This is a genomic window from Paracoccus shandongensis (assembly GCF_017315735.1).
Taxonomy (GTDB): domain Bacteria; phylum Pseudomonadota; class Alphaproteobacteria; order Rhodobacterales; family Rhodobacteraceae; genus Paracoccus; species Paracoccus shandongensis.
Genome location: NZ_JAFLRK010000017.1, coordinates 60,001 through 71,026, shown reverse-complemented (window position 1 = coordinate 71,026; position 11,026 = coordinate 60,001). Strand labels below are relative to the sequence as shown.

Annotated in this window: 10 protein-coding genes, 1 tRNA gene, 2 rRNA genes and 2 pseudogenes (1 of these 15 cut by a window edge); 6 read left to right on the top strand and 9 right to left on the bottom strand. The window is 65.6% G+C overall.

Features of this window, described 5'->3' with window-relative positions; translation table 11 throughout:
• On the bottom strand, window positions 1-213 hold a 213-nt coding region (locus JX613_RS11940; protein WP_419538830.1), incomplete at its 3' end, for an anti-sigma factor family protein.
• A complete protein-coding gene (locus JX613_RS11935; protein WP_207101681.1) occupies window positions 197-745 on the bottom strand; it encodes a sigma-70 family RNA polymerase sigma factor in 549 nt (182 codons plus the stop codon). The genes JX613_RS11940 and JX613_RS11935, both read right to left, overlap by 17 nt.
• Window positions 746-999: 254 nt before the next feature.
• Here JX613_RS11935 and JX613_RS11930 point away from each other — a divergent pair, with 254 nt between their 5' ends.
• The 5 genes and pseudogenes from JX613_RS11930 to JX613_RS11910 all read left to right on the top strand — a co-directional run bounded on the left by JX613_RS11930 (window position 1,000) and on the right by JX613_RS11910 (window position 6,391).
• Complete coding sequence (locus tag JX613_RS11930; RefSeq protein WP_207101680.1) at window positions 1,000-3,288, top strand: Orn/Lys/Arg family decarboxylase; 2,289 nt, start codon at window positions 1,000-1,002, stop codon at window positions 3,286-3,288.
• A gap of 66 nt (window positions 3,289-3,354) precedes the next feature.
• Window positions 3,355-3,666 (top strand): annotated as a pseudogene (locus JX613_RS20410) (transporter substrate-binding protein); the annotation flags it as partial.
• Window positions 3,667-3,727: 61 nt separating this feature from the next.
• Complete coding sequence (locus tag JX613_RS11920; RefSeq protein ID WP_207101679.1) at window positions 3,728-4,162, top strand: transporter substrate-binding protein; 435 nt, start codon at window positions 3,728-3,730, stop codon at window positions 4,160-4,162.
• Entirely contained in the window at window positions 4,159-4,470 is a 312-nt protein-coding gene (locus tag JX613_RS20405) for an ABC transporter substrate-binding protein (RefSeq protein WP_207101678.1), read from the top strand. The genes JX613_RS11920 and JX613_RS20405 overlap by 4 nt, the downstream gene beginning before the upstream one ends.
• 604 nt (window positions 4,471-5,074) lie before the next feature.
• Complete coding sequence (locus tag JX613_RS11910) at window positions 5,075-6,391, top strand: acetamidase/formamidase family protein (RefSeq protein ID WP_207101677.1); 1,317 nt, start codon at window positions 5,075-5,077, stop codon at window positions 6,389-6,391.
• A 27-nt stretch (window positions 6,392-6,418) separates the two neighbouring features.
• On the opposite strand, the gene JX613_RS11905 is transcribed toward JX613_RS11910, so the two are convergent.
• The gene (locus JX613_RS11905) at window positions 6,419-6,607 is read right to left on the bottom strand and encodes a hypothetical protein (protein WP_207101676.1); all 189 of its coding nucleotides are present in this window, start codon (window positions 6,605-6,607) and stop codon (window positions 6,419-6,421) included.
• 270 nt (window positions 6,608-6,877) lie between these two features.
• Here JX613_RS11905 and JX613_RS11900 point away from each other — a divergent pair, with 270 nt between their 5' ends.
• Window positions 6,878-7,036 (top strand): hypothetical protein, encoded by a 159-nt coding sequence (locus JX613_RS11900; RefSeq protein ID WP_207101675.1) that lies wholly within the window; start codon window positions 6,878-6,880, stop codon window positions 7,034-7,036.
• A 70-nt stretch (window positions 7,037-7,106) separates the two neighbouring features.
• On the opposite strand, the gene JX613_RS11895 is transcribed toward JX613_RS11900, so the two are convergent.
• The 6 genes and pseudogenes from JX613_RS11895 to JX613_RS11870 form a co-directional block, all read right to left on the bottom strand.
• Window positions 7,107-7,634 carry a sterol desaturase family protein gene (locus tag JX613_RS11895; protein ID WP_207101674.1) on the bottom strand — a complete coding sequence of 176 codons (528 nt, stop codon included), beginning with the start codon at window positions 7,632-7,634 and terminating at the stop codon, window positions 7,107-7,109.
• Window positions 7,631-8,356, bottom strand: coding sequence for a fatty acid desaturase (locus JX613_RS11890; protein ID WP_207101673.1), 726 nt, complete (start codon window positions 8,354-8,356; stop codon window positions 7,631-7,633). Before JX613_RS11890 ends, JX613_RS11895 begins: the two co-directional genes overlap by 4 nt.
• Before the next feature lie 195 nt (window positions 8,357-8,551).
• Window positions 8,552-9,425, bottom strand: a pseudogene (locus JX613_RS11885) (IS66 family transposase); the annotation flags it as partial.
• 239 nt (window positions 9,426-9,664) lie between these two features.
• Window positions 9,665-9,741, bottom strand: a tRNA-Met gene (locus tag JX613_RS11880).
• 58 nt (window positions 9,742-9,799) lie between these two features.
• Window positions 9,800-9,914: ribosomal RNA gene (gene rrf, locus JX613_RS11875) — 5S ribosomal RNA — on the bottom strand.
• Between the two features lie 88 nt (window positions 9,915-10,002).
• A 23S ribosomal RNA gene (locus JX613_RS11870) occupies window positions 10,003-11,026 on the bottom strand (it continues 1,813 nt past the right edge of the window).

Sequence of the window (11,026 nt, the reverse complement as noted above, 5' to 3'; positions counted from 1 at the left end):
CGCGGCCCCCAGCAGGGGGCGGGGCGTAGGCGGCGGGGCCAGGGCGCGGCGCAGGTCGCGGCGCAAGGCCAGGTCGCGCATGACGCGGGCGGCAGCGTCGGGGTGGCGGGCCAGCCAGGCCTCGACCCCGGACCGCTGGGGGCCGGTCAACTGGTCGTCCACATAGGCGTCCAGATCCCCGTCGGTGATCTGCGGATCAGCGTTCGGCATCATGTCCCCCTACAAGCTTCAGCGCGGGTTTCGGATCGGCCACCCCGTCATTGCCCGTGCCGTCCTCGAAGGCGCGCAGCCGCGCCCGGGCGCGCGACACGCGCGACATGACCGTGCCGGGCGACACGCCGGTCAGGGCCCCGGCCTCGGCATAGGACAGGCCTTCGATGGACACGAGTTCCAGCGCCTCGCGCTGGTCGTCGGGCAGGTCCAGGAAGGCGCGGCGCAACTGGGCCAGGCGCAGGGCGCTGTCCTGCGGGGCGTCCACCACCCGGGGGTTCAGCGCCGCATAGGCGGCCTCGCGGGTGCTGTCGGCCAGGCCCTGGCGGCGGCGGTCCAGGAAGCGGTTGCGCAGGATGGCCCGCAGCCACGGCCCGGGCGCCTTGCCCGGGGCCAGTTGGCGGCGCTGTTCGTGGCCGCGCAGCAGGGTGTCCTGGACAAGGTCGTCGGCCTCGGCCCGGTTGCGCGTCAGCGCGAAGGCATAGCGCCTCAGCGGGGTCAGCAGGTCAAGGATCGGGTCGCGCTGTCTGGTCATCTTGCAAGGATAGACGAAGCCGATGGCCGATCCCTTCCCCTGTCGCGAAGATATTTCCGCCCGCCCCCGCCGCATGACGCAAAACTGAACGGTCCGGCCGAACTTTCCCGATTGCGCCCGCCGCCGCCTTGGCCCAAGGACGCAGGGCGCCGTCACGCGGGCCCGCACCCTGCCGGGCCGGCCTCGTTTGCCTTGACGGCCGGGCCTGCACTGGAAAGAACGGGCATCGGCGATGCTGATCAGAAGGACATCCCATGAAATTCCGATTCCCCATTGTCATCATCGACGAGGATTTCCGGTCCGAGAACACCTCGGGCCTTGGCATCCGCGCCCTGGCCGAGGCCATCGAGCGCGAGGGGTTCGAGGTTCTGGGCGCCACCAGCTATGGCGACCTGTCGCAATTCGCCCAGCAGCAAAGCCGCGCCTCGGCCTTCGTGCTGTCCATCGACGACGAGGAATTCAGCCCCGGCCCCGACCTTGACCCCGCCGTGCTGAACCTGCGCTCCTTCATCGAGGAGGTGCGCTGGAAGAACGCCGACGTGCCGATCTTCCTGCATGGCGAGACGAAGACCAGCCGCCACCTGCCCAACGACATCCTGCGCGAGTTGCACGGCTTCATCCACATGTTCGAGGATACGCCGGAATTCGTGGCCAAGCACATCATCCGCGAGGCGAAGTCATACTTGGAAGGCATCCAGCCGCCCTTCTTCAAGGCGCTGCTGGATTACGCCGAGGACGGGTCATATTCGTGGCACTGCCCCGGCCATTCGGGCGGCGTGGCCTTCCTGAAATCGCCCATCGGGCAGATGTATCACCAGTTCTATGGCGAGAACATGCTGCGCGCCGATGTCTGCAACGCGGTCGAGGAACTGGGCCAGCTTCTGGACCACAACGGCGCCATCGGCGCGTCGGAACGCAACGCCGCGCGGATCTTCAACGCCGACCACTGCTTCTTCGTGACGAACGGCACCAGCACCTCGAACAAGATGGTCTGGCACCACACGGTCGCGCCCGGCGACGTGGTGGTGGTGGACCGCAACTGCCACAAGTCCATCCTGCACGCGATCATCATGACCGGCGCGGTCCCGGTCTTCCTGCGGCCCACCCGCAACCATTGGGGCATCATCGGCCCCATCGCCCACGCCGAGTTCGAGCCCGAATCCATCCGCGCCAAGATCCGCGCGAACCCCTTGCTGCAGGGCGTCGATGCCGATGCGGTCAAGCCCCGCATCATGACGCTGACCCAGTCCACCTATGACGGCGTCCTCTACAACACCGAGGAAATCAAGCGGATGCTCGACGGCTATGTCGAGAACCTGCATTTCGACGAGGCCTGGATCCCCCATGCGGCCTTCCACCCCTTCTATGGCACCTATCACGCCATGGGCCGCAAGCGGGACCGGACCAAGCACGCCGTGACCTATGCCACGCAATCGATCCACAAGCTGCTGGCGGGAATTTCGCAGGCCAGCCACGTCCTTGTGCAGGATTCCGAGGAAACGAAGCTCGACCGGCACCTGTTCAACGAATCCTACCTGATGCACACCTCGACCAGCCCGCAATATTCGATCATCGCCAGTTGCGACGTGGCCGCCGCGATGATGGAGCCGCCGGGCGGCACCGCCCTGGTCGAGGAATCGATCCTGGAAGCCCTGGATTTCCGCCGCGCCATGCGCAAGGTCGATGCGGATTTCGGCGACAAGGACTGGTGGTTCCAGGTCTGGGGCCCCGAGGCGCTGGAGGAGGAAGGCATCGGCCGCACCAAGGACTGGGTGCTGCGCCGCACCGACAGCGAGGGCGTGCAGCGCGACGGAGAGGACAGCTGGCACGGCTTTGGCGACATGGCGCCGGGCTTCAACATGCTGGACCCGATCAAGGCCACCATCATCACCCCCGGCCTGGACATCGAGGGGCGCTTCGACACGACCGGCATCCCCGCCTCGATCGTATCGAAATACCTGGCCGAACATGGGGTGGTTGTCGAGAAAACCGGGCTTTACAGCTTCTTCATCCTGTTCACCATCGGCATCACCAAGGGCCGCTGGAACACGCTGGTCGCGGCCTTGCAGCAGTTCAAGGACGACTACGACCGCAACCAGCCCTTGTGGCGCGTGATGCCTGAATTCTGCGCCAAGCATCCGCGCTACGAAGGCATGGGCCTGCGCGACCTGTCCCAGCACGTTCATGCGCTTTACGCGAAATACGACGTGGCGCGCCTGTCCACCGAGATCTACCTGTCCGACCACCACCCCGCGATGACCCCGACCGAAGCCTTTTCCCACATCGCCCGGCGCAGGACCGAACGCGTGCCCATCGACAAGTTGGAAGGCCGGATCACCACCAGCCTGGTGACCCCCTACCCGCCCGGCATTCCCTTGCTGATCCCGGGCGAGACCTTCAACGCCAAGATCGTGGATTACCTGCGCTTCAACCGCGAATTCGCCCGCGAATGCCCGGGCTTCGAGACCGACATCCACGGCCTTGTGCTGGAGGCAGGCCCCGACGGCGTGGTCCACCACTACGCCGACTGCGTGGCCCCCTGACGCCACCCCGGCGGCGCGCCGACCGCGTGGCCGGGCGGGCGGATCGCGGCGGAAAGCCATGTCCCGGTGGGCGAAACCGTCCTGGACCAGCATGTGTCCAAGATACTGGCGCTGCGGCCCGATTACATTTTCAATTTGCTGATCGGGTCGTCGTCCCATGAATTCCTGCGCCGGGCCAGCGCCGCGGCCAGGATCGACCAGCCGCGCGACATGCCGGTGGCAAGCTGCACGCTGTCCGAACCGGAACTGCACGCCATCTGCCCAGAGGCGGCAGACGGGCAGATCACCCCCAGCGTCTCTTTCCTGTCCCTGCGGACAGTGCGCAACGCCGATTTCGTCGCGGCCTGTCGCCGGGCCTTCTCGAAGGGTCCAGTCGCCCGCGCGGGTGCGGAATCCAGCCATACCGCCATCCACCTGCTGGCGCGCCGGCAGCGAACGCGTGGCGCAGGTCCGCGCCGCCGTCACCGCCTGCAAATTCGGGGCGCCCCAGGATCCGGCGTGGATCAACCCCGACACCCTGCACGCCTGCCTGACGCCGCATATCGGCATCTCGCGCCCCGATTGCGAACCAGTCCGGCGATTTCGCCCTTGCCACCATCGGCAGATCCACGCCATCCAGCTTGCGGTCGAGAAGATCAACGCCGCAGGCGGCATCGACAGACCCCCGCTGGAGCTTGTCGAATACGACACCCGGTCCGACAACACCCGTTACCGGGAATTCATGCGCCGCGCCCTGCAGCGCGACAAGGTGGATGCCGTCATCGCGGGCTTCTCCTCCGCCTCGGGCGAGGCCTATCGCCCGATCATCAACCAGTTTGACGGCCTTCCCTTCTACAACAACCAGTATGAAGGCGGGTCTGCGATGCGAACATGATCGTGACGGGCGCGGTGCCGGAACAGCAGATCTCGACCCTGCTGCCCTACATGATCAAGACCTACGGCCCGAAGGTCTACACCGTCGCCGCCGACTACAACTTCGGCCAGATCTCGGCGGAATGGGTGCGCGAGATCGTGGCCGAGAATGGAGGCACCATGTTGGGCGAGGCATTCATTCCCCTGGGCGTGCCATGGGCGCGTCCTTCATGGCCGAGTCCTTCGTCACCGTCGTTATGGGCGGCGCCGACATCTTCCTGGGCACGGCGCCCGCCGCCGCCATCCTTGGCGTCATCAAGGCCGTGCTGACCGGCTGACAGGGCCAGCTTGCCGGGCAGATCGGCCTGCTTGTGGATGTTGCCGCCAAGATCCGCGGCGAAAGCGATGCCGCGCCCCAAATCCGCGACGGCTGGCTGGCGATGCAGAGGCTGGAGCGCATGATTGCACTGATCGAAGCGTAGTTTCATCGCCCCATCCAAGACCGGGCGGGGCGCATTCGCTGGCCAGGGACGGGCCCAGGTCGCGGAAGCGCACGCCTTGGATCATCCGCTGGTGCAGCGAACTGTCTGCCGCAGGACACCGCCCTGGCGGAGGATGGCGGCCCATTGCCCTTGTCCGCCCTGCCCGGGCAGAAGCCGATCGTCCATCCCAAGAAGACGCGGCCCCGCCATGCCCACCAGGTTCCGGCCCCGCCGAGGTGCTGGAGGGGCGCGAAATCCGGACCGCCCTTGTCGCGGCCGGATCGGGGGTCTGCATCGGCCCGGCAGATGCGCTCGGACCTGCGCTATCGCGTGATCGGCAGCCGCGCGCCGTGTCCCGATGATCCTGAACCACCGGACCTTCGCCAGGCTTGCTTATGCGCCCCAAGCCGCTAACCTTGTCGCGGTCCATACAGTGAACTTTGGGGGTTTCCATGCCGGATGGCAGCATCGCGCCGTCGCGCCGCAGCGTTGTCGTGACCGAGTTTACCAACAGTGTCCTCGACCCCGCAGCGCCCATGCTTGGCCCGGTCGAGAACGGCGGCACCATCATCGCCAACACCGCGCCCGGCTGCTGGGGGCCGATGATCACGCCCCGCCTGCGCGGCGGCCACGAGGTCACCACGCCCGTCCAGGTCAACGGCGCCGAGGTGGGCGACGGGGTGGCCATCCGCATCCGCGACATCACCGTGACCTCGACCGCGACGGCATCGGGGCATGACAGCTCGCCCGAGGGGTTCTGCCTGGGCGATCCTTACGTCGCCGCGCGCTGCCCGGTCTGCGACACCGTCTGGCCCGAAACCCATGTTCAGGGGATCGGCCCCGACGCGGTGAAATGCGACCGCTGCGGCAACCCGGTCACGCCCTTCCGCATCGTCCACGGCTATACCGTCACCTTCGACGACACCCGCAGCGTCGGCCTGACCCTGCCCGCCGGTGCCGCCGAGACGATCGCCCGGAACGCCGACCATTACGCGGCCCTGCCCGACGGCAGCCGCCAGCATTCGATCCTGACCTATGCGCCATCCGACATGCCGGGCACGCTGGTGCGGATGCGGCCCTTCCTGGGCCAGCTTGGCACCTGCCCCTCGGTGGCGATGCCCGACAGCCACAACGCGGGCGATTTCGGCGCCTTCCTGGTCGGCGCGCCCCATGACTATGCCATCAGCGCCGAGGATCTGGCCCGCCACAAGACCGACGGGCACATGGACATCGACGCGGTGCGCGCGGGCGCGATCATCGTCTGCCCGGTCAAGGTGCCGGGCGCGGGCGTCTATCTGGGCGACATGCACGCGGGCCAGGGCGACGGAGAGATCGCTGGACACACGATGGACGTGGCGGGCAGCGTGACCCTGCAGGTCGAGGTGGTGAAGAACTATCCCATCGACGGCCCCGTCCTGTTCCCGCTCGAGGAAGACCTGCCGCCCTTGGCGCGGCCCTTCACCGCGGCCGAGGTCGCGAAGGGCCGGCGTCTTGCCGCAAGATGGGGCGTGGGCGACATCGAGCCTCTGGCCCCGGTCAGCGTGATCGGCACCGCGCCGAACCTGAACGCCGCGATCGAGAACGGGCTGGAACGCGCCGCGACCCTGCTGGGCATGTCTGTCCCCGAGGTGCGCAACCGCGCCACCATCAACGGCGCGATCGAGATCGGGCGCGCGCCGGGCGTGATCCAGGTGACCTTCCTTGCGCCGCTGGCCAGGCTGGATGCCGTTGGCCTGGGCCATTACGCGCGCGAGCAATACGGGCTGTAACGGGCGCCGGGCAGCGGCCCCTCGCCGTCAGCGCGCGGCCATCCCGGACAGGACGACCGGGCCGGTCAGGGCCTGCCTGCCGATCCGAAACGGCCATGGCGGTGTCGGTCCGGTGTCGACCCCCAGGGCGATGCGCTGCGCAAGGGTCTTGACCCTGCCGGTATCGCTGTCCGCGCAGATCACCCGAAACCCGGCGATCCCCAGGGTCGAGATCACCGGATGCGGAAGGCCGGTGTCAGCGATCCGGTCGGTTCTGGGAACGCGCGGTCATGCTGCTGCCCGCCGAACCCGACACCCCCAGCGGGCCGAACAGCTGCGCAGGCGCTTCCCCATCCTTTATCCGCGCAGCCAGACCCTGCGGAACGGCCAGGCCTTTGCCGGTCTGCGCGCGGTTGGCGGGGTGGCGCCGGTCCTGCCCGCCGCGATGGCGTCGAGGTCATCCAGTCCACCGCCCAGCACAGGTCGGGCCGGATCGTCCCGGTCGAAATGTCATGGGTCATCGCCTCGGACCGGCAGGAACCGATGCTGGACGCCTTTGTCAGGGATGTCTCGCGCCGGGCCCGGCAAGAGGCCGAACTGACCCGCGCCCCCGCCCGCGCCCGCGCGGTCGAAAGGAATGGGCGGCTTGGAGTTTGTCTGCCCTAAAGACCGGCCTTCTTTGGCTTCCCTGGACCAGAACTTCAAGCCGGACGGGATCCCCCCATGCGGACAGCGCCTAGTCCTCGGCGCGATCGGCGCGCCAGGCGTCGCGGTGCTGGGATTGGCGTTGCGCCAGAACGCCCGAGGCCTTGAGCCGCGCCTTGAGATCCTCGACCGGCGGCGCATAGACAAAGCCGAAGGACACGCAATCGTCCCGGCCCTCGACCGCGTGGTGCAGCCGGTGGGCCTGATAAAGCCTGCGGAAATAGCCGCGCCGGGGGACATAGTGGAACGGCCAGCGCTGGTGAACCAGGCCGTCGTGGACAACGAAATAGATCACGCCGTAAACGGTCGCTCCGACCGCGACCCACCACAGCCAGGGCCACCACGCGCTGCCGACCGCGAAGAGCAGGATCGAAATCACCGCGAAAACCAGGGCGTAAAGGTCATTCTTCTCGAACACGCCATGATGGTCCTCGTGGTGCGACTTGTGCCACCCCCAACCCAGGGGGCCGTGCATGATCCAGCGGTGGACGGAATAGGCGAACCCCTCCATGGCGACGACGGTCAGGAGGACGATCAGGACCGGCACCAGCACGCTCATGCCTCGCCCCTTCGCCGGGTCGAGGGCAACCGCCACCATGGCACGGACGGATAAAGGTGGTGCTCATGGTGATAGCCGCCGAAATGGAAGCATGTCAGCAGCGACAGGGAATCGCCGATCCGCGTGGAGCGGGCGTTGTGCCGGTCGGGAAAGGCGTCCCGGCCCGGACGGTGCGGTAGCCAGGTGCCGAAGACGAAAAGCTGCATGGAGGCGAGGATCGAAGGCAGCGCCCAGAACGCCACGTAAGGCCAGCGCGGGCCCAGGACCAGCGCATAAAGGATCACCGCCCCGCCAAGCACCCAGAACTCGCGCCAGCCAAAATAGGTACGCAGGAACGCGACATACCACGCGAGCGGCCCGCCATGGCTGAAGTCGGGATCGTCGTCGGTGCCCGCATGGCGATGATGGGCCATGTGCTTGACGATCATCTTGCGCCACGAAAACCCGGCGAAAAGCATCAGGGCCACAGTCCCGACCGCCGCGTTGACCCGCGGCCTTCCAGGCAGGATCGCGCCGTGCATCGCGTCATGGGCGACGATGAACAGCCCGACGGAAAGCCATGTCAGCCCGATCAGACAAGCAACCGCCAGCGCGGGCGAACCCACGGCGTCCAGATGCCACACGGCGAAAACGTGCAGGGCGATCCAGGCGCAGATCACGCCAACCGCAAGCGCGACGCCCACAAGGCTGGAGGAAAGGAAGCGTTGCAGTGTCTCGGACAAACCCCGGCTCCTTGCTCGTGTATCGCTTGCCACACTCTAGGACGACGCGGCGATGGTTTCCAGCCCAAGCTTCGCGGCCGGGGTGGCCGCCGGGACAGGGCGCAACGCGGCAAGGCAAGACCGCCGGTTATCGGGAATGCCATCAGGGATGCGGAAAACCTGTCACCCGAAGGGGCATCCTGGTTGCCTTGTCCAGGTTTTCGTTTTGCCTTGCCCCGGGAGCGAGCACAGGAGCGATGGTCTCGTCGACATAAGGCCGGGTGCTGTCCGCCATGGGGCGCTTGGTCATATGCTCGACCACAGGGGCGATCAGCGCGCCGGTGCGGCCCATCCAGTCGGCCAGGATCGAGCGGTCGATTGGCCCGCCGTGACTAGCCATCACCACGGCCTGCCGGTTCAGCGGCATGTGCTCGGAACATTTGGCCACGGCAATCTAGGCCAGAAGCGCCTCGATGGGCCGTTCGCGGTCATCCTCGAACCCATGGCGTACGCCCACTCACCCCTCCCGCAGATGCGCAGGCGCCTTGGCCTGGACCATGCCCGTGCGTCCCTTGGGGCAGACATATCGAGGGCGCACCCTGAGGATCACCTGATAGCGCGCCGGGATGTAATCCAGCCGCGCGGCCGGTCCACGCCGATCCGGACCATGTCGCCGCAGCCGCGTCGCCATTGTCGCTCGGACCAATGGCACAACAATGGCAGCCGGACAATGCTGTCGGGCTTGATCACGCGCAGGGCGCGCGGCGGGCCCTCGGGCAGGGTCCGCGCCTTGCAGGGCGCCCGGGGCGTTCTCGTCTGAGGGTCAGGCTCACTGGCCGCGATCTGGTCCTCGACAGCGGCAATCCGGGCCTGCGTCTCGGCAATGGCCGTTTTCAGATCTTTCGGCGCCAGTTCCAGTTGCGCAGGGTCCAGCTTTTCCCGACTTCGGCCCGAACTTCATGCGCCGATGGTCCGGAACCTGGCCTTTCAGCCGCTCGATCAGCGCCTTCAACTTGTTAACAAAGGCCTCTTTTTCAGCCGTCACCTCCTGTTTGTGTTGGCGTGCCGCCCGCTCCACGGAGGGCTCAAACAAGCGTCTGCCTGCGCCCGCGATACCCGCATCACGCCGTCCTGAACCTCGGGCCAGCCGAAGGAACATCGCACGAACATTTGGTTTTTCCCCTGTCGCATCCGTGTCATCCGGAATGGGGCTGTTCGTAAGTGTTAAGATCTTTAGGGAATGTGTTGCGTGGTCTTGCAACGCAAGAAAGCGCCCCAAGGGGCGCTTCATTTCGGCCTTAAGCCTTTTATATCTCTAGCCGTAAATTCTGGTTGCGGGGGCAGGATTTGAACCTGCGGCCTTCAGGTTATGAGCCTGACGAGCTACCGGGCTGCTCTACCCCGCGACAGTGGGTTGTCGTTGTCGGTGTTTTGATCGTTTTGGAGAGGTGCGTTTCTTTCCAGGTCTGGCGGTGACCTACTCTCCCACGTCTTGAGACGCAGTACCATCGGCGCGGCGGCACTTAACGGCCGAGTTCGGGATGGGATCGGGTGTTTTGCTCGCGCTAGGGCCACCAGACCGGGAAAGGAACGCTCAGCGTTTCCGCCCTTTTGGGCGAAGATGTTGTCCAAGGATGCTGCGGGAAGAAGTCTTTCTTCTTCCGGATCAAATCAAGCCTATCGAGCCATTAGTACCGGTCAGCTGAATGCATTGCTGCACTTACACCTCCGGCCTATCGACGTGGTGGTCTTCCACGGCTCTCAAGGGAGACCTTGTTTTGAGGGGGGCTTCACGCTTAGATGCCTTCAGCGTTTATCCTGTCCGTTCATAGCTACCCTGCACTGCCGTTGGCACGACAACAGGTCCACCAGTGGAACGTTCACCCCGGTCCTCTCGTACTAGGGGCAACTCCTCTCAAGTCTCCAACACCCACGGCAGATAGGGACCGAACTGTCTCACGACGTTCTAAACCCAGCTCACGTACCTCTTTAAATGGCGAACAGCCATACCCTTGGGACCTGCTCCAGCCCCAGGATGAGATGAGCCGACATCGAGGTGCCAAACGATGCCGTCGATATGGACTCTTGGGCATCATCAGCCTGTTATCCCCAGCGTACCTTTTATCCGTTGAGCGATGGCCCTTCCACTCGGGACCACCGGATCACTATGGCCGACTTTCGTCTCTGCTCGACTTGTCAGTCTTGCAGTCAGGCTGGCTTTTGCCATTGCACTCAACGAGCGATTTCCGACCGCTCTGAGCCAACCTTCGCGCGCCTCCGTTACTGTTTGGGAGGCGACCGCCCCAGTCAAACTCCCCACCACGCAGGGTCCCGGACCCGGATAACGGGCCGCGGTTAGACATCAGAACAGCGAAGGGCGGTATCTCAAGGACGGCTCCACGGGAACTGGCGTCCCCGCTTCAAAGCCTACCGCCTATCCTGCACATCGCAATCCTGATGCCAGTGCGAAGTTGGAGTAAAGGTGCATGGGGTCTTTCCGTCTAACCGCGGGAAGTCTGCATCTTCACAGACAGTTCAATTTCGCTGAGTCCACATTTGAGACAGCGGGGAAGTCGTTACGCCATTCGTGCAGGTCGGAACTTACCCGACAAGGAATTTCGCTACCTTAGGACCGTTATAGTTACGGCCGCCGTTTACCGGGGCTTCAATTCAAGGCTTGCACCTCTCCTT

Bases quoted from the DNA above. Each gene is read 5' to 3' on its own strand.
- JX613_RS11935 (WP_207101681.1), bottom strand. From the start codon at position 745: ATGACCAGACAGCGCGACCCGATCCTTGACCTGCTGACCCCGCTGAGG.
- JX613_RS11910 (WP_207101677.1), top strand. From the start codon at position 5,075: ATGCCGGATGGCAGCATCGCGCCGTCGCGCCGCAGCGTTGTCGTGACC.
- JX613_RS11930 (WP_207101680.1), top strand. From the start codon at position 1,000: ATGAAATTCCGATTCCCCATTGTCATCATCGACGAGGATTTCCGGTCC.
- JX613_RS11895 (WP_207101674.1), bottom strand. From the start codon at position 7,634: ATGAGCGTGCTGGTGCCGGTCCTGATCGTCCTCCTGACCGTCGTCGCC.
- JX613_RS11900 (WP_207101675.1), top strand. From the start codon at position 6,878: ATGTCATGGGTCATCGCCTCGGACCGGCAGGAACCGATGCTGGACGCC.
- JX613_RS20405 (WP_207101678.1), top strand. From the start codon at position 4,159: ATGATCGTGACGGGCGCGGTGCCGGAACAGCAGATCTCGACCCTGCTG.